General features: G+C 33.6%; 12 protein-coding genes. 10 read left to right on the forward strand and 2 right to left on the reverse strand.

Going from position 1 to position 19028, the window contains the following annotated elements; translation table 11 throughout:
- Positions 1-33 precede the first annotated feature (33 nt).
- Positions 34-2244, forward strand: coding sequence for a N,N-dimethylformamidase beta subunit family domain-containing protein (locus RGB74_RS03110; RefSeq protein WP_310761536.1), 2211 nt, complete (start codon positions 34-36; stop codon positions 2242-2244).
- A gap of 53 nt (positions 2245-2297) precedes the next feature.
- On the opposite strand, the gene RGB74_RS03115 is transcribed toward RGB74_RS03110, so the two are convergent.
- On the reverse strand, positions 2298-3935 hold the full coding sequence (locus RGB74_RS03115) for a cell wall-binding repeat-containing protein (RefSeq protein ID WP_310761537.1): 1638 nt from the start codon (positions 3933-3935) through the stop codon (positions 2298-2300).
- A gap of 299 nt (positions 3936-4234) precedes the next feature.
- Here RGB74_RS03115 and RGB74_RS03120 point away from each other — a divergent pair, with 299 nt between their 5' ends.
- From RGB74_RS03120 to galU, 3 genes are all read left to right on the forward strand, one after another.
- On the forward strand, positions 4235-7696 hold the full coding sequence (locus RGB74_RS03120) for a S8 family peptidase (protein ID WP_310761538.1): 3462 nt from the start codon (positions 4235-4237) through the stop codon (positions 7694-7696).
- Between the two features lie 125 nt (positions 7697-7821).
- Positions 7822-9234: a N,N-dimethylformamidase beta subunit family domain-containing protein gene (locus RGB74_RS03125; protein WP_310761539.1), complete on the forward strand. Its 1413-nt coding sequence runs from the start codon at positions 7822-7824 to the stop codon at positions 9232-9234.
- Between the two features lie 167 nt (positions 9235-9401).
- A complete protein-coding gene (gene galU / locus RGB74_RS03130) occupies positions 9402-10292 on the forward strand; it encodes a UTP--glucose-1-phosphate uridylyltransferase GalU (RefSeq protein WP_310761540.1) in 891 nt (296 codons plus the stop codon).
- 47 nt (positions 10293-10339) lie between these two features.
- Here the strand turns inward: galU and RGB74_RS03135 are convergent, their stop codons facing one another.
- On the reverse strand, positions 10340-11281 hold the full coding sequence (locus RGB74_RS03135; protein WP_310761541.1) for a polyisoprenyl-teichoic acid--peptidoglycan teichoic acid transferase TagU: 942 nt from the start codon (positions 11279-11281) through the stop codon (positions 10340-10342).
- Between the two features lie 502 nt (positions 11282-11783).
- Between RGB74_RS03135 and RGB74_RS03140 the strand changes: the two genes are divergently transcribed.
- Genes RGB74_RS03140 through RGB74_RS03165 form a run of 6 tightly spaced genes read left to right on the forward strand, consistent with a single transcriptional unit; the run spans position 11784 to position 18937 of the window.
- Positions 11784-12551 carry a glycosyltransferase family 2 protein gene (locus RGB74_RS03140; RefSeq protein ID WP_310761542.1) on the forward strand — a complete coding sequence of 256 codons (768 nt, stop codon included), beginning with the start codon at positions 11784-11786 and terminating at the stop codon, positions 12549-12551.
- Between the two features lie 21 nt (positions 12552-12572).
- Positions 12573-13820 carry a glycosyltransferase family 4 protein gene (locus RGB74_RS03145; RefSeq protein WP_310761544.1) on the forward strand — a complete coding sequence of 416 codons (1248 nt, stop codon included), beginning with the start codon at positions 12573-12575 and terminating at the stop codon, positions 13818-13820.
- A 14-nt stretch (positions 13821-13834) separates the two neighbouring features.
- Positions 13835-15316, forward strand: a complete 1482-nt coding sequence (locus RGB74_RS03150; RefSeq protein ID WP_310761545.1) for a lipopolysaccharide biosynthesis protein — start codon at positions 13835-13837, stop codon at positions 15314-15316.
- Positions 15294-16400, forward strand: coding sequence for a hypothetical protein (locus RGB74_RS03155; RefSeq protein WP_310761546.1), 1107 nt, complete (start codon positions 15294-15296; stop codon positions 16398-16400). The genes RGB74_RS03150 and RGB74_RS03155 overlap by 23 nt, the downstream gene beginning before the upstream one ends.
- Positions 16401-16427: 27 nt before the next feature.
- Positions 16428-17561, forward strand: coding sequence for a glycosyltransferase (locus RGB74_RS03160; protein ID WP_310761547.1), 1134 nt, complete (start codon positions 16428-16430; stop codon positions 17559-17561).
- Between the two features lie 53 nt (positions 17562-17614).
- Positions 17615-18937 (forward strand): UDP-glucose dehydrogenase family protein, encoded by a 1323-nt coding sequence (locus RGB74_RS03165; RefSeq protein WP_310761548.1) that lies wholly within the window; start codon positions 17615-17617, stop codon positions 18935-18937.
- The last annotated feature ends 91 nt before the right edge of the window (positions 18938-19028 follow it).

Below are 19028 nucleotides of genomic sequence, written 5' to 3' on the forward strand. Positions count from 1 at the left end.
TATATTATTGTTAAATAAAAAAGGGGGAAGAGAATGTTTTATAGATTATTAGTGGTTATATTACCTTTATTGTTTTTTATAACAACAATTAAAATAGAAGCTCACGAAATTCAGAAAAATCGTATTTCTGGTGCAGATCGTTTTGAAGTGGCCGTAAATGTATCCAAAAAAGGATGGCCGAAATCATCAGAAACGGTTGTACTTTCAAATTATACAGCATATGCTGATGCGCTTTCTGCAGCACCATTAGCGTATAAAATCAATGCACCTATTTTATTAACGCAACCCAATAAGTTAACACTCTCCACAAAAAAAGAGATTACTAGGCTACATCCGAATAAAATAGTAATTATCGGTGGAACTGGCAGTATATCAAACAGTGTTGAAAATGAAGTAAAAGCATTGGGGATAGAAGTTGAAAGAATTGCCGGTAAAGATCGCTTTGAAGTATCCTATAAAATTTCAAAAAAACTAGCAACAACTGGAAAAGCGATTATTGCATATGGTTTGAATTTCCCAGACGCATTAGCCATTGCTCCCTATGCTGCCCAAGAAGAAGCACCTATCTTATTGACGCTAACAGATAAAGTTCCAGATTATACTAAAAAAGCATTGCGAGAAAAGAATGTTAAACGAACTTATATAATAGGAGGAGAAGGAAGTGTTGGGAAGACCGTAGAAAATTCTGTGCCCTCTCCTACTAGAATAGGTGGAAAGAATCGTTTTGAAGTTGCCTCAAATATTGTAAAAAAGCTGAATTTGCCAACCGACAATGCATTCTTATCTACGGGTATGACTTTTGCCGATGCTTTAACAGGTTCAGTTCTTGCTGCCAAACAAAATGCACCTATTTTATTAACTTTGCCAGACCATTTACCTATCGAAACTAAAGAGGTCATTTATGAGAAAAGCATTAATAACTTTACAATTCTTGGCGGGGATGGATCTGTAGGTGATAACGTTTTAAATATTCCTCATCAATGGGAAATTTCAAAACCATCTGGAACATCACTACAAGGTTATGCATCGGCTACATCTGTCTTCCCTGGAGAACAATTAAACCTTTTTATTCATAGTGTAGAGCCCTATAAAATTCAGGTTTTCAGAATGGGATATTATGATGAGGAAGGTGCTGAACTTGTAAAAACGATTAACAATTTAAAACCCAAAAAGCAATCCTTTGCTGCAGATCCAAGCACAATGAAAGCAAACTGGAGTCCAACCGTTTCATTAAAGATAAATGATACCTGGAGAACTGGTGTTTACTTAGCTAAATTAACGAATACAAGCCAAAAAGAAAGTTATATTACTTTTGTTGTAAAAGATAAGCATCCTGAAGCAACGATTGGGGTTATGATTGCAACGAATACATATCAAGCCTACAATAACTGGGGTGGAAAAAGTCTTTATGGTTACAATAGTACGAATGGTGATGCTGCAGTAAATCTATCATTTGATCGACCGTACAATAATGGAAGAGGATCAGGGGAATTTTTTGCTTATGAATACAATTTGATTCGCTGGATGGAAAAACAGGGTTATCAAATGACTTATTTTACAGATACAGATATTGATAATGGATTATTAAGTAATTTAAACTCTAAATTAATACTCATACCTGGTCACGCAGAGTATTGGACAAAAGCCATGAGAGACAGCATTCAAAATGAGACGAAAAGCCGAAAAAACTTAGCAGTATTTAATGCGAATGTCGCTTATTGGCAAGTACGTTTACAACAAAATGACAGGCTGATGGTTGGATATAAATATAGAGCAAAAGAAGATCCGTATTTGAAAACACATCCTCAAGAAGTTACAACTAAATTTAGAGATGAACCTGTTAACCGTCCAGAAAAAGAGGTTTTAGGATTAATGTATTCTGGTATACCAGAACAAAAGCAGCAGCCTCTAGTCATATCTAATCCTGCTCATTGGCTGTTTAACGGTACAAGTCTAAAAAAAGGAGATAAAATACCAGGAGTTGTTGGTGGTGAAGTCGATAGTTATGATGGACAAATGGAAGGTGTAGAAATCATAGCTGCGTCTCCGGTTAATTTATATGGGGAAAGTTCCATGTCGCATGTTATTTGGTATAACAAACCAACAGGTGGAAAAGTTTTTGCGGTGGGAACTTTTTATTGGAATTGGTTCTTAGATTCTTTTGGACATGAATCGTTTGCTAAGCCAAATAAAGCAATTGAAAAAATAACAACAAATGCATTTACTAAATTATTAGAGAAATAACATATAAAAAGAGGATGAATTTAAACAGCTGTTTAAATTCATCCTCTTTCATTTTATTTAATAAAGCTTGATAACTGTTGTTCAACAGCAGGAGTGATCGAACCTGTTCCACCAAGAATGTACGTGTAATCTGTTTCACCTTTGTTTTGAGTTAGATAATTATTAATATTTCCTTCTAATTTGTTAGAAGTTGTTAATAGGATTGGTGCACCCATGTAAGCTGCGAGTGGACTCCCTGATAACGCATCAGCAAAAACGTCACCTCTAGCAACAACTAACGTACTTAAATCCATACCAAAATTATTTATACCATAATTAGCTATATTAACAGAAACTTGATAACGGTTCAGCCCGCCGATTCTTTCAACCTTAGCACCGGTTCGCAATTGAGAGATTTTTGCCTTTACGTTATCAGAAACTGTTGCAGGTCCACCGACGATGATGAAATGTTTGATGTCAGCGTTATTTTTAATAAAGGTTTGAATGGAATCAGGAACTGAATTAGTACCTACTAATAAGATTGGCATCCCCATGTAACCAGCCATACCTGAGGCAGAGAGAGCATCAGGAAAGTTCATACCGCTGGCAATAATGGCTGTATCTGTATAATCGGCAACTTTTTCGGCTACACCTGCAGAAACTGCGAAACGGTCTTTTCCGCCAATTCTTTCTATCGTTTGAATTCCCAATGATTTAAGCTGGTTTTCTACGTTTGTTGAAACAGAGCCTGTACCACCTAAAATAATGGCTTTACCCGGTTTGAGTCTTTTTAGTTCAGTAACCGTGTTAGAAGGTAGCGCTTTTGTTGCTGTTAATAATACGGGTGCTCCTTCTGATGCAGCTAAAGGACCTCCAGATAATGCATCTGTATAAAGGTCTCCGCGCGTGATTATGACAGTATCGGAATAAGCATCGATTTTATCAAGTTCTTGGCTGATTCCCGTTGATACTTCATAACGATCTTTTCCGCCAATGCGTTTAAGCCCTGGAGATATTACATTATATGAGGACCAAACTGCATTTAAAGTTGTACTGTCTAATGCATTTAAAGAAAATGTATTAAAACCTGGCTGTACATTTAACGTTTCATTAAATGAAGCATTAAGTTCTTTTGGATCATTGTAATTAAAATACAAGTCCAGGGCGTCAGCATCTGTAGTCCCCTTAACATTCATAGTAGTACTGCCTTTTGCTAATCGTACTTCATGAGTAGCAGGTGAAGTTACCGCTAAAGAAGGCAACTGTGTAATAGGCAGTTCCGCAAAAGAGCCGGAAAGATTATACTCGTAGCCTATTGGGTTATCACTATACCCTTCTACTTCCAATAAATACTCACCTGCAGGCAGATCAAATGAATAAGGATCATCAAATTCAAGCGGTTCTTCCGTATTTATATCAATAATAGAAAAGTAGATTTCATCTGTTTCACTGTATTTCTGCGTAATATCAAAGTGTCCGCCATTGGTTGAAAAGTAGTATTCATGCATCGTATAAGTATCGATATTATTTTTATAGGTTACCGAAGTTTGCAAGGCTTGCAAGCTTGATTTTGTATTCTGAACCATATTTCTTTCTGATAATGAGTGAATTTGTACAGAATCATTGTTACTATTCGCGCTTACCGCATTTGTTAAGAATAGTGAGGTTAATAAGGTAAAAGAAACAGCACTTGCTAGTTTTTTAGACTTCATGATTGTTCCCCTTTTTATGAGCTATACCAATGGCATGCAAGATAATAATATAGGAAAATAACACGAATACAATAGGAAGAAATTACTAATATAATCTATTTTTTAACAAAAAAGATTCAATACTAAAATTCATTTAGACTAAATCTATATGGAGAGCCTAATGGCATGACTTTTTGCTAAATAATTACATTTATTGTATTTTTATGGGTCTTTAGTACCTGTGATTCTTTAAGTTTTCTGCTATACTCAACTTAGCTTATTTTTACATAATAAGTAAAATTATGGCAGGGGGAAAGAGATTGAATAAGTGGAAGAAGCAACTTGCTGTACTGGGCTTAAGTACTAGTTTAGTAGCAACAGGAATACCTTTAAAAGCCTCAGCATTAAACAGTGTGAAAAATGAAAATAGGTTATTAAATCAATTTATTAATACTAAGCTTGATGCGAAGAAAAAAGACCAGCCCTCTTTCAGTAAAGATACACTTATTATTAAATATAATCACTCCATTACACTAAATGAGCATAGTCGTGCAGGAGCGACACCTATTAGAAGTGTACCTTCTTTAAACTATACAGTAGTAAAAATAAAGAAAAAAGGCACGATGGATCAAGTTTTAAAAGCTTATAAAAAATTGGGGAAAGTAGAAGTTGTAAGTCCAAGTGTTATGTATACGACACAAACGACAAACGATCCTAAAGCATCAAAACAATATCACTTGTCTCTATTGCAATTGGAAAAAGCGCAACAGCTTGCTGGCAATGCTTCTGTTAAAGTAGCGGTTATCGACCAAGGGGCGGATAGAGACCACCCTGAACTTCAAGGACAACTATTGCCAGGCTATAATACAGTAAATCCTACAAATCAGCCTACGCCGGATTTTCATGGTACACATGTTTCCGGTATTATAGCTGCTAAAAAGAACAATGGTGTTGGAGGTTATGGAGTAAATCCTAATGCCAAAATATTAAATATCGATGTGTTTGACCGTGATGGTGGAGCATATGATTTTGCTATTGCAGATGCGATTCTTTATGCGGTAAATCATGGAGCTAAAGTTATAAATATGAGTCTTGGCGGCTCTATGCCTTCACCATTAATTGAAGATGCTGTGAAAAAAGCAATTAACGCTAAGGTGACGGTTGTGGCTGCTGCTGGTAATGAAGGCAATGACTCATTAAGTTACCCTGCTGCTTATGAAGGTGTAATTTCAGTTGGTTCAACAAACAGCGCAAATAAGCTCTCCAGCTATTCATCCTATGGACCTTCTGTTGATTTAGTTGCACCGGGTGAAAAAATTTATGCACCGATTTATGAGTTAGAGCGTAAATCTAGCTTTGATTATTTGAGCGGTACATCAATGGCCACACCAGTAGTAGCTGGTGTCGCATCACTTCTTTTAGCAAAGAATCCAAACTTAACCCCTGCACAAGTAGAGTATGTGCTTGAGCATACCGCAAAGGATCTTGGTACGAGAGGTTTTGATGTAAGATACGCAAACGGGTTAGTAAATCCGGTAGCAGCGTTAAGTTATGATGTTAAGAAAATACCAGCTTCCGTTAAAAATCCAGTAACACAGACAGACATACTGGCAAAAGCAAAAAAGATTAATTTAACCGGAAAGTATTCGTATAGCGGAAAAATTACAAAAGCTAATGAGATTCAATGGATCAAATTTGAAGTGAAAAAAGGTGAGTATATTCAAACATCTCTAATTGGTGCTGCTGCTTATGATTATAAGTACAAGATGAACTTATATTCAAAAGAGGGTAATAAATATATTGATGTCAACCAAGTGAGAGAAGGGAAAACAGAAGGCAAGCTATATAAGGTACCTTATTCGGGGACATTGGCAATCGGCATAAAAGATGTAAATGGAAGCTTTGATGATTCTGGAAAAGGCTTGTCACACTTCACATTAAATATTCAAAAAGACAGTAAGCTATTAGAAGATAATGTCGACTTGGCTCATCCTGTCGTCATTAATTCTCTTCCTTATTCTTCAAAAAGTAAATCCTTAACCTTAACGGGAAGTGAAGGAGACGAAGATTACTTTAAATTTTCTGTAAAAAACAAGCAGCTTGTACGTTTAAAGTTAACCGGAGTACCAGGAGTTGATACGAGTCTCAATGTTTATCTTGCTGATCAATTGACGTCTACAGAATCAGAAGATGAGCCGGCTGAACCAATGTTTTATTCTAATTCTCTAGGATATGGAGAAGGAGAAACATTAGTGTTTGAAGCTGAACCCGAAATGGAATATGCCATTTCAGTTTCAAATATGAGAAATTATTATGATTGGGAATACGATTTCTATATGAATGAAGATATGGTCTTTGTTCCAAATAAGCCGGCTTCTTCTAATCTGCCATATGTATTGTCTGCAGAAGGAAAAGTACTACCTGCAGATGAAGATAATTATCCATTAAACCAGGATATGACTGAGGATGATTATGAAGATGGGGCAATCAATACAGAAGACTATGTTAAATTAAAACAAGAATCTAGAGATCTTCTTCATAAACTTGGCAAGGCAGAGGAAGGTGAAGAAGATGAAGGCGAAATAGACTTTGAACTAATTAAAGAGTCCGCATTGAAATATGAAATAGGTAAATCTAAAACTGGCTATTTACAAAACTTAGAAGATGAAGATTGGTATGTAGTAAATCCTGGTGTGACAGGAATATATGGTTTTAATTTTACATCCAAGCCCATGGTAGAAGTATATCAACTAGTTAAAGAGGAATATGACGGTGAATCCTTTGAGTTCTTTAGTCAAATTGGCGGCAATTATACTTGGGATTGGTACGGTGTTAACCTCAAAAACGAATTAAACGTAGGATTAAAAAAAGGAAAACCGTATTATATCAGAGTAATGAATGATCAGTTTAGCGAAAATGGCGTGTTGTATAATAGCTACTCGTTTACATCAGGTTTAAAGGTAAATAACCCTGAAGATAAATACGAAAATAATGATAGCTTAGACAATGCTAAATATTTACCAGCCAGTAAATTCACAGGTAATTTTGCTATGCCGAATGATCAAGATGTGTTTTATTTAAAACCAAATAAACTTGATACCTTATTCGGTGTAAATATTGACCGGTCAAGTGTAACAAAAGATTTATTGAAAAAATATCCAGCTGAGTTATTAGACAACTTTTACAGTGCAGCCGTTATCTTTGAAGACACGAATAATAATCGTAAACTTGATGATAATGAATACGATACGATGAGGTTTATAGAACGAGGCTGGGAATCGGGTAACACGAGTGGATCATTCCTTGCTAAAAAAGGAAAAGGATATGTAATTGCTATTATTGGATTTACGGAAGGGATTAATCCAACCTTACTTCCATATTCTGCGACTATCGCTCCTGTAAATACAAAGGACGAAGATGACGGATCGGTTATTAAAAATAACAAGCCATCAAAGCCGCTAACCTTTAAAAAAGAAAGCTCTAAAAAATATACCGCGCAAGGATATTTGAATGCCAGTGTTCCTAACGGGGATTCTGATTGGTATACGCTGAATGTTGATCAAGATAGAGCTGTTCAAGTCACTTTTGGTTTTAAAAATGATATTGATGGAATAATCTCAATTTATAAAGATGGTCAGTTGGTACAAAAAGCCGATTATTATCGATTGGGAGATTCAGAAATATTGCGTACAAACCTGAAAAAGGGAACTTACTATATTGAGGTTAAGGATACAAACCGAAACGCAAGCCTCAACCCTTATTCTTTAAACGTATATTATTGATCGAAAAAAGACGACTCAGATATGAATGAGTCGTCTTTTTTATGTGACAATAATTAGTATTTTTGTAAATAAAAGTATACTAGGAGTGTTTTCCCTATTATTATATAAAATAGGGGGAATATAACATGTTACTTAAATGGATTGCTTTATTAACTTTTCTTACAGGCACACTTACGGCTCAAGAGCATTCAACTGTAGGCACGCTTGTAAATAATTTCACTGTGCTTAGTGGTGAGAAAGATTTTAAAGACGAAGTACCTAAGAGACCATACCAATGGGAGATAACAAAACCAGCTGGGCCAGGACTCCAGGGGTATGCATCCCAAACTTCTGTTTTCCCAGGTAAGAAGTTAGATTTATATATTAATAGTACGGATTCTTACAAAATTGAAATCTACCGTATGGGATATTATAGAGAAAAGGGAGCAAAACTGGTAACTACAATAAATAACTTGTCTCCGTTTTTACAAGAAGCCTCACCAGACGAAAAAACGATGAAGGCAAATTGGAAACGTACTCTATCGGTTAAAATAAATAAATCATGGAAATCCGGTGTTTATTTAGCAAAATTAATTAATTCCAATCAAAAGGAAAAATACATTACATTCGTTGTAAAAGAAAAAAGCCCTAAAGCACAGATAGGGATGCTGATTTCAACAAATACGTATCAAGCTTACAATAATTGGGGAGGTAAGAGTCTTTATGGGTATAATAGTACAAATAAAGAAGCTGCCTTAAACGTATCATTCGACCGTCCTTATAATAATGGGAGAGGTTCTGGAGAGTTTTTAACATACGAATATAACATGGTTCGTTGGATGGAAAAAAGGGGTTATCAAATGACCTATTTTACAGATACTGATATAGATAATGGTCTTTTATCAAGTCTTAAAACAAAATTATTAATTATTCCCGGTCATGATGAGTATTGGACAAAAGCGATGAGGGATAGTATTCAAAAGGAAACAAACAACCGGATGAATTTAGCCGTTTTTAATGCAAATGTTGCATACTGGCAAGTAAGGCTTAATGAAAAGGATCGAATAATGGTCGGGTATAAAAACCGAGCAGCTGAAGATCCATATTTAAAAACACATCCGAAAGAAGTTACTACAAAGTTTCGAAATGCACCTGTAAGCCGTCCGGAAACAGAAGTGCTCGGTTTAATGTACAGAGGAATTCCCGAGCAAAAACAACAGCCGCTCGTAATATCTAATCCATCACACTGGATCTTTAAAGGAACAGGATTGAAAAAAGGTGATCAAATTCCCGGTGTAGTCGGTGGGGAGGTCGATCGCTATGATGGACCTGAAGAAGATGCTGACATACTTGCAACTTCGCCAGTGCGATTATACGGTGCGGATTCAGTGTCGCATGTAATCTGGTATAAAAAGCCAGGCGGAGGCAAAGTATTTGCAACAGGTACATTTTTTTGGAACTGGTTTTTAGATTCATTTGGTCACGAGACATTTGCGGAGCCGAATAAGCAAATTGAACAAATTACGATTAATGCATTAAACGGGTTATTAAAAGATTGATTAATTATTCCCTCTCATTATGAGAGGTTTTTTTGATGCATTCTTAAGTTGTAAATTATTTGAAAGTTATTTAAAAACAGGTACTTAATCCTAAAAAATGTGATAGAATAACTTGGAAAGTATTTAATGAATTTTCCTGAAATAACAAAATAGAGGGGTCAAGAAAGATGAAAGTTAAAAAGGCAATTATCCCAGCAGCAGGATTGGGCACAAGATTTTTACCTGCCACAAAGGCTATGCCTAAAGAAATGTTACCTATTGTAGATAAACCTACTATTCAATATATTGTGGAAGAAGCTATCGAATCAGGTATTGAAGATATTATTATTGTAACTGGTAAAGGAAAGAGAGCTATAGAAGATCATTTTGATCATGCATTTGAGCTTGAACAGAATCTTTTTGAAAAAGGCAAAACAGAATTGCTGGAAAAAGTGCAGCATACATCGAAAATGGCAGATATTCATTATATACGTCAAAAAGAACCAAAAGGACTTGGACATGCAGTTTGGTGTGCAAGAAAGTTTATTGGAGACGAACCGTTTGCTGTATTACTAGGTGACGATATTGTAAAAGGTGAAAAGCCTTGCTTAAAACAATTAATTGAGCAATATGAAAAAACAGGATCCTCTATTATCGGGGTTCAAGAGGTAGCTGAAGAACAGACAAGCCGTTATGGTATCATTGATCCAATGACCAAAGATGGACGTCTCTATGGCGTACATAATTTTGTAGAAAAACCTGCGCTTGGAACTGCTCCTTCCAATTTGGCTATTATGGGCAGATATCTATTAACTCCAGAGATTTTTCAGTTCTTGGGTCAACAAGAAATCGGAGCAGGCGGAGAGATTCAGTTAACAGACGCTATACAAAAGTTAAATACGTTCCAGCGTGTGTTTGCCTATGACTTTGAGGGAACAAGATATGACGTTGGAGAAAAACTAGGATTTATTATGACGACACTTGATTTTGCTCTAAGAGATCGGGAAATAAGTAAGAACTTGTTGCCTGAATTGGAAAAACTAGTTGAGCAAAGTAAAAGCTTATTTGCTGTCAATTGATTACACGAAGAAGAGGGAAATCTCATGATGAGATTTCCCTCTTTCTTTTACAGCTCCAGATGTTCTTTTAAAACGGAAGTTATTCGGTTTCTTTCTTCTTCACTAACATTAAAGTAGTAGATCCCATCAATCTTACCACCTTTTCCCTTAATCTCTAAGGATTGTACACTTTTCCTAGCGCCCTTATAATTTGCTTGTATATCTTTCATTTCATCAAAAGCCATATTAGTCGTGATATTGTCACCCATTACACCTAAAATATCACCAAGTTTTGTAATTGAGGATAATTGGGCACCTTCATCAATAATAGAATTGATAACCTGTCTCTGTCTTTCATTTCTTCCAAAATCACCTCTAGGATCCTGTTTCCTCATTCTAGAATATGCAAGAGCTTCTTCACCGTCGAGATTTAATGTGCCTTTTGGAAAATTATAGCCTTCGTAATTAAATGCTAATCTTTCATTGTCAACAGTTACGCCACCTAAAGCATTGACAATTCCTTTAAAACTCTCCATGTTAACTTTCATAAAGTAATCAATTGGTATGTTCAGAAAGTTTTCAACTGTTTCTATTGCCATCTTGGTACCGCCGAATGCGTAAGCATGATTTATTTTATCTTGTGTACCCTTGCCAATAATCTCTGTTCGAGTATCACGTGGGATACTTGTCATATACATAGAATTATTTTTTGGATTAACTGTTACAACAATTGTTGTGTCTGAACGGCCGCGGTCACCTTTTCTTTCATCTACACCGAGAATTAGAATAGATAGAGGGTCTTGATTCGATAGGTTTAATTTACCGTCCCTTTTTTCAGAACCGCTCCATTCACTTTCATCGTGCATTTTTCCAACTGTATCTTTAACAGAAGAATAAACGAAATAAGCATATCCAGCTCCAGCTAATACTAAAACACAAAAAATAATACTTATTATTTTTAATGTTTTTTTCTTTCTTTTTCCTTTTTTTCTTTCAGACCGGTTCGCCATTATATCATTCCTTTTTATTTAACTTTTTCTATTTATTATGACAATTTATAGCATGTATTTACATACTTTTACAACTATATTATTATATTATCCGAACTATTTTTTTTCAATTTATTTTTTGAAATTATATTCCGATAGAATATTAAACTTTTGTTTAAATTTTATTACCTTAGTGTTAATATTATTATGGTTGTAAAATTTGTTTAAATTTTGAAGAAATACTTATTTTATGTCGATGTGGAATTAGAAGGTTCCATTTCAATCTTTGAATGATACATTTAATGGCGATTACACGTTCGCAAAACAATCTTAGGCATCTAAAGTTTTAGTGTTTAAAAGGAAGTATATCTGGGTGAGAATGTTAGACTCTAAAAATTAAGGTGAGATGAAGTTGTTTTGAAGGGGTATGGTGCAAAGTAAGTTAAATGAATATCTTTCATAGACTCCCAACAAGATCTTATTAAGGGGGTCTAAAATTTGTTAATTATAAGGAGTACTTGAAATGCATCAAAATAAAACTTCTATAACTCCCTTAATCTCTATTATTACACCTACTTTTAACAGTCTTAAATTTATTGATCAAACAGTTGAATCTGTAATCAGTCAAAGTTATTCCAATTGGGAATGGATTATTGTTGACGATTTTTCTATCGATGGTACCAGAGATTACTTAACTAATCTTTCAAAAAGGGATTCTAGAATTAAGACAATTTTGCAGGATAAAAATAACGGCACTGCTGTAGCTAGAAACACAGCACTTCATCAAGCAAAAGGTAAGTATATTGCCTTTTTAGATAGTGATGATTTATGGCATTCTAAAAAATTATATAAACAAGTCAATTTTATGCTGGAAAACGATATCGCATTTTCATTTTGTCAATATCGAATAATAAACGAAAACGGCAGCCATACTGATAAATTAATAAAAATTCCGGAACAAATTGATTATAACGGATTGCTTAAAAATACAATAATTGGTTGTCTGACTGTAATGATTGATGTAGAAAAAACAGGTAAGTTTAAAATGCCAAATCTTCGAACAAGACAAGATTTTGTATTGTGGCTGAGTATATTAAAAAAAGGGTTTAGTGCTTATGGAATTCAGGAAGAACTTGCTTATTATAGAAAAGTTAACGGTTCAATTTCTAGTAATAAAATAAAAGCAGCAAAAATGAATTGGCGTGTGTATAGAAATATAGAGAAATTATCGTTACCTAAATCTGCATGGTGTTTTTTTAACTATGCATGGAACGCATATAAAAAAAATTAAAGTTAGGATTATGGTAAAAACATGAATCAAAATAATAAAAACAAAACAATTATGTATGTTGTTTCTTATTTCCCATCGACAAGTCAAACATTTGTTTTAAGAGAAATTACCCATCTGAAATCACTGGGATTCCAATTAAAGATTTGTGCATTAAAAAGCAGCTCTCAAGAAATAAAACAACATGGTACTGAAGCATTTATGGATGCAGTTAATTATATCCCCGATGTTGCAAGTGATAAAACAAAATTATTTTCCTTATTAACAACCAATCTTTTGTTAGGTTTAAAACGACCTGCCAAATATTTAAAAGCAGTAATTAAGGCCTTATCATCTGGAAACTTTAAAATTTTATTAGATTTATTAAAAGCTGGTTGGGCTGTACAGCATTTGAAATTGGATAAGAATATTCATCTTCATGCACAATTTGCTCATAATCCTACGAACGTGGCCTATTTCATAAGTTTGCTTAATGACAATAGTATTAGTTTCACGTCTCATGCAGTTGACATTTTTGTAAATCCGCAGTTAATTAAAGAAAAGTTAGAACGAAGTAAGTTTGCCGTGACTATTTCAAAATTTAATTATAATTTGCTTGAAAAAACTTATGGAAAACAAAGTGTAGAAAACTTACATGTAATTCGATGCGGAATTGAGAAGAACCTAGTAAATGAACAAGTTAATAACTCATTAAACAAACCAGATCAGCCTATTTCGATTTTGACCATTGGACGGATGGTAGAGAAAAAAGGATTTGATATTCTTGTCGATGCATTAAAACTGCTTAAAGACAATGGATATAATTTCACATGCAATATTGTTGGAGATGGCGGACTAAATGATGAACTTGTAAAAAGAGTTAGAGATAGTCATCTATTAGATCATGTCAATTTCTTAGGTGCTCTTCCTTCAAGTGATATTCAAAATGAATTTAAAAGAGCTGATATGTTTGTTCTACCATGTAAAGAAGCTGAAAATGGAGACATGGATGGAATACCTGTAGTTCTTATGGAAGCTATTGCTAATTATGTTCCAGTAGTTACAACGGAACTATCTGGAATACCAGAACTTATTATTGATCAACAAACAGGATTATTAGCCAAGCCAAATGATTCAATAAGTCTATATGAAAAAATTAGTTCTTTAATAAAACATCCTGAAATAAAAACAGATTTAACAAAGAAAGCTGCAGAACACTTGAAACAAGAATTTTTATTAGAAAGTAATGTCGAGAGATTAGCAGAATTAATGAAAAAACAATTAGTTAGCTAAGGATAGGATAAATAATGAGTTTTTTTAATAATGTAATTTGGTCATTAAGTGGAACCATAGGAGTAAGAATTATAGGATTATTAACTTCTATTTTATTGGCTAGACTGCTTACACCTGAAATCTTTGGAATTGTTGGGATGGCAATGGTTATTGTCGGCTTCATCTATGTGGTTCAGGAAGCCGGACTTAGCTCCGTTCTTATTCAGAGAAAATCAATCAATAAAACGCTTGTAGTAACAACGTTTTACATGAACATAATCTTTTCGTTGTTATTAATTGTTCTTTTAATTATTCTCGCACCGTTTATAGCAGATTTTTATAAACAGTCTGCAGTTAAAACACTTTTATATTTTTCATCTATTGGTATTTTTATAGGCGCTTTAGGGATTACCGAACGAGGGTTGTTAACTAGAGATAAAAAGTTTAAAAAGTTGACCAGTATTGATTTAGTTGCAGAAGTTACTACCAGCCTCTTTTCAATCATACTCGCATTATTAGGCTATTGGATGCTTGCAGTAGGTTTAAGTATCTTATTTAGACCAGCAATACAATCATTAAGCCTATTCCTAGTAGCTGGATTTAACAATGTAAAGGGAAAACCAGATTTCAAGTTAGCAAAAGATATATTGCCATATAGTTTAAACGTCCAAGGTACAAGAATAATAAACTTTGCTAGAAATAATGTAGATTATTTAATTATTGGGAAAATACTTGGCAGCAGTAGCCTAGGAATCTATACAATTGCTTTTCAATGGAGTACGGTTGCTAGATTTTACTTTTCACAGGCAATTGCAAATGTAGCTTTTCCTGAAATCGCTAGAAATCAAAATGATTTTAATAAAGTAGGAATTATATATACAAATATAATAAGGAAAATTTCATTTATAACTTTTCCCTTATGTATGGGAATAGCCTGTGTAGCTGATGAATTCATTATGGTTTTATATGGAGATCGTTGGTTGGAAGTGATTCCTGTGCTTCAAGTATTAATGCTAGCAGGAATGATTACATCGATTGGGACAGTCGTGGGATCAGTATATAAAGGTATAGGGCGCCCAGACATAGAATTAAAAGTGAATGTTTATTCACTAATCAGTTTTATTATTCTAATATTAATATTAGGGAACGCTTATGGATTAATTGGAGTAGCGTATGCTGTATTAATTAACACTATCATTTTTAATATTGTTATGACAACGACACTTTTTAAAATAATCAATTTAAAGTTTAATGTTTTTATAAAGTCACTTAAAAATGCATTTTATTCTACGATATTAATGAGTGTGCTTCTATATTTAATAAAACCAATGATATCAAATGAGTTTAACTTTACACTAACACTTATCATACTCGTTCTGCTCGGTTTTATGTTTTATCTGTTTGCAACTTACATTTTTAATAAACAAATGCTTTATTGGGTTATCGATAAAGCAGCATCATTTAAGAGAAAAAAGCAATTTAGAGGGGTTAACGATGAAATATATAAAAGTAGGTAAACTAAATGTGGAGCTAGCTATTTCATCAAAATTAGGAGACGAATATTTTAATGAAGAGTTTTCCTATTTTAGTAAAGGTGATAAAAATAATATTGATGCAAGTTATTTAATTACAGATGCAAAAGAACCTGCAAATCATAACAATAAAGAAATGCTAGGATCAAATTTTACCTATGATAAAAAAATATTAAGTATTTCTACGTCAGGTTTAATTGCTCGTAAAAGAAAAGTTTCAATTGAGAAAGAAAAAAATAAAACTACTTTTTATTTTACAAGGCCATACAAACTCTTAAATGAGCTATACAGATTATATTCAAGAGACTATCTTTCATTTAACGAAACTGCCATAAAAGACTTTGTATATAATGTATTTGAACCTACTTTGCAACAAGTACAAGTTAAAAAAGGACAATCTTTTGTGCATGGTGCACTTTTAGTAAATGATAAAAATGAAGGATTACTTGTTACAGGCTGGGGTGGAAGTGGAAAAAGCTCTCTTGGAACCCAATTATTAAAAAATGGATGGTCTATGGGCAGCGATGATTTATTAGTTGTAAATGAAGACGGAAAAGCATTTTCTTATCCAAAACGTGCGCAAGTTTATGCTTATAACTTAGTAGGCAATAAGCAGTTGAAAGACCGTATTTTTGGAACACTCCCATTGTCTAGAAAAATTGTATGGAAAATACGTGAAAGTCTTCTTGGCCCTACAAAAGTCCGAAGAAGAGTTCCGCTCAGCTTTATTGGAAATTCAGTGGAAAATAACAATCCAATAACTATTAAAAGAGTGTTGGATGTTAGAAGATCGACAGATGACATTGCATCTGTACAAAAAATTTCATCAGAAGATTTTGCACTAACTCACTCTCAAATCCTGTTATACGAGTTTCAGCCTTTCACATCACAAATGCTTGCTCTTGATACATTTGTACCTAATGAAGATAGTGTTTTTTCAACAAGAGAAAAGACTAAAGAAGTATTAAAGAAAGCCGTTGAATCAGCTGATATTAGAAGAATTCTTGTTCCTAAGAACTGTAATCCAAATGATCTTTTAAAAGTTTATTTAGATAATATCGATGGATAATATTTAATTTAAAAAGTAGGTAATAACATGAATAAAAGTAAAAAAATAGTGCATATTTCAACTGTTCATCATCCTTTTGATCCAAGGATTTTTCACAAAGAATGTAGATCCCTTCATGACGAAGGATTTGATGTAACATTAATAATTACTGAACATCCTGATTTAACGGAAAAGGCTTATTATCCATTTAAAATTATCACCTTACCTAAAGTTAAGAATAGATTTACAAGAATTTTTAAATCTAGTTTTCTTGCTTATAAACAAGCAAAGAGATTAGAAGCAGATGTATATCACTTTCATGATCCAGAATTAATTATAATAGGCAACCTTCTCAAAAATAATAAGAATACTGTAATTTATGATATCCATGAAGATTATGAAACAAGCATTAGACAGAAGACATATTTGTCTAAACCATTAGCAAAAATCATGTCTAAGATATACCGTTTTATTGAAAAACGTTTTACTAAATCTTTTGAAATTGTTTTAGCTGAAAAATATTATTCAGAAAAGTTTCCTAATGGGGTACATATTTTAAATTACCCTATTATTGAAAATAATGATTTTCAAAACGAAATTAAAACACAGACAACTACAGATAAATATGAGTTGATTTATACAGGGAATGTTACAAAAGATAGAGGAGCCTTAATACATGGAAGTTTACCTCTAATTGATAAGAAGATACACGTGAATTTTGTTGGCAAATGTTCAGGTGAACTAGCTGAAGAAATTTATACAACAGCGGGGAATGCGAAAGAAAACATTGTAATAGATGGGATAAATAGTTTTGTCCCTAGAGAAATAATTAATGAAAAATATCAAGAAGGTAAATGGTTAGCTGGATTAGCACTATTCCCACCTACTGAACACTATACAAAGAAAGAGCTAACGAAGTTTTTTGAATATATGAATGTTGGATTACCCATTATCTGCTCTGATTTCCCGGTTTGGAAATCTTTTGTAGAGAAATATGGTTGCGGTATTGCGGTGGATCCTTTTAATAAAGAAGAGATAAAAAAAGCTATTACTTATTTAGCCGAAAATCCTGCTCAAGCAAGGGAAATGGGGTTAAGAGGTCAAGAAGCAGTTCAAAAAGACCTAAGCTGGAATAGCCAATCTTTAAAGCTTATTAATCTTTATAAGTCAGTAATAAATTAATCAGACGTTGATTTAAATATAAACATTTCTAAAATTTATAATGGGGGATTACAATGAATATTTCAGTAGTGGGTACTGGCTATGTTGGGTTAGTTACTGGTGTTTGTCTGTCAGAGGTTGGTCATAGCGTAACTTGTATTGATATTGATGATGATAAAGTAAGAAAGATGAGACTTGGTATCTCACCTATTTATGAGCCAGGTTTAGAAGAATTGATGATAAAAAATATCAATGAAGATAGATTACATTTTACCACGAATCACCAAGAGGGTTTTGGGAATTCAGACATTATCTATATAGCTGTAGGAACCCCACAGAAGGCTGATGGTTCTGCAGATTTGAGATTTATCGAACAAGTAGCGAAAGATATTGCACAAAATATAGAAAGAGATGCAATTGTAGTAACAAAAAGTACAGTTCCAGTAGGCACTAATGCTTATATAAAAGAAATTATTAAAAAATATTTAATAAATGCTGTTGAGGTCGATATCGTATCTAATCCTGAATTTTTACGTGAAGGATCAGCAGTTAAAGATACTTTTGAAGGAGACAGAATTGTTATTGGAGCAGAGAATGATACTGCTGTTGAAGCTTTAGTTAAAGTCTATGAGCCTTTTGGAATTGAAATCTTTAAAACGGATATTCATAGTGCAGAAATGATAAAGTATGCATCAAATGCTTTCTTAGCTACAAAAATCAGTTTCATTAATGAAATTTCGAATATTTGTGAAAAAGTAGGCGCAAATATTGAAGATGTAGCGAAAGGAATGGGGCAGGATAAGAGAATTGGCAGCCAATTCCTTAATGCTGGTATAGGCTATGGGGGTTCTTGTTTCCCTAAGGACACTCATGCTTTGGTACAAATCGCAGGGAACTATGAACATGAATTCGACCTATTGAAATCTGTAATTACAGTTAATAATAAACAGCAGCAGCTTTTAGTAGAAAAAGCTGTTAATCGATTAAAAGATTTAAAAGGTAAACAAGTTGCTTTACTTGGACTAGCATTTAAACCGAACACTGATGATATGAGAGAAGCTCCATCTATTGTTGTTTCTGACTCTTTAATTAAAATGGGAGCTACTGTTTTAGCTTATGATCCAATTGCTACTAAAAATGCAAAAAAAGAATTGAATTCAAAGGTGATTTATACAGATTGCATTGAAAATGCTCTTGAAAATGCAGACGTAGCATTTATTCTTACTGAGTGGGATGAAATCAAAAATATTGATTTGTCTTTATTTGGAAAATTGATGAAAACCCCTATTGTATTTGATGGCAGAAATTGCTTCGCGTTGGAAAATGTAATGAAACATTCTGTTGAATATCATTCAATTGGCCGTCCTGAAATTTTATCTCCGTACGTTTTAGTCTAAATTTTTTCTTCAAATAGTTACAAGCTTGCAGATAATTTTCTGCAAGTTTTTGTATGAAGAGAATTTGCTTTATAATACGATATCACATAAC

Origin of the sequence: Bacillus sp. NEB1478 (genome assembly GCF_031582965.1) — a bacterium.
Taxonomy (GTDB): domain Bacteria; phylum Bacillota; class Bacilli; order Bacillales; family Fictibacillaceae; genus Fictibacillus.

Coding starts and splice junctions, on each gene's coding strand:
- galU (WP_310761540.1), top strand. CDS start 9,402: ATGAAAGTTAAAAAGGCAATTATCCCAGCAGCAGGATTGGGCACAAGA.
- RGB74_RS03160 (WP_310761547.1), top strand. CDS start 16,428: ATGAATAAAAGTAAAAAAATAGTGCATATTTCAACTGTTCATCATCCT.
- RGB74_RS03140 (WP_310761542.1), top strand. CDS start 11,784: ATGCATCAAAATAAAACTTCTATAACTCCCTTAATCTCTATTATTACA.
- RGB74_RS03110 (WP_310761536.1), top strand. CDS start 34: ATGTTTTATAGATTATTAGTGGTTATATTACCTTTATTGTTTTTTATA.
- RGB74_RS03155 (WP_310761546.1), top strand. CDS start 15,294: ATGAAATATATAAAAGTAGGTAAACTAAATGTGGAGCTAGCTATTTCA.
- RGB74_RS03135 (WP_310761541.1), bottom strand. CDS start 11,281: ATGGCGAACCGGTCTGAAAGAAAAAAAGGAAAAAGAAAGAAAAAAACA.
- RGB74_RS03150 (WP_310761545.1), top strand. CDS start 13,835: ATGAGTTTTTTTAATAATGTAATTTGGTCATTAAGTGGAACCATAGGA.
- RGB74_RS03115 (WP_310761537.1), bottom strand. CDS start 3,935: ATGAAGTCTAAAAAACTAGCAAGTGCTGTTTCTTTTACCTTATTAACC.
- RGB74_RS03125 (WP_310761539.1), top strand. CDS start 7,822: ATGTTACTTAAATGGATTGCTTTATTAACTTTTCTTACAGGCACACTT.
- RGB74_RS03145 (WP_310761544.1), top strand. CDS start 12,573: ATGAATCAAAATAATAAAAACAAAACAATTATGTATGTTGTTTCTTAT.
- RGB74_RS03165 (WP_310761548.1), top strand. CDS start 17,615: ATGAATATTTCAGTAGTGGGTACTGGCTATGTTGGGTTAGTTACTGGT.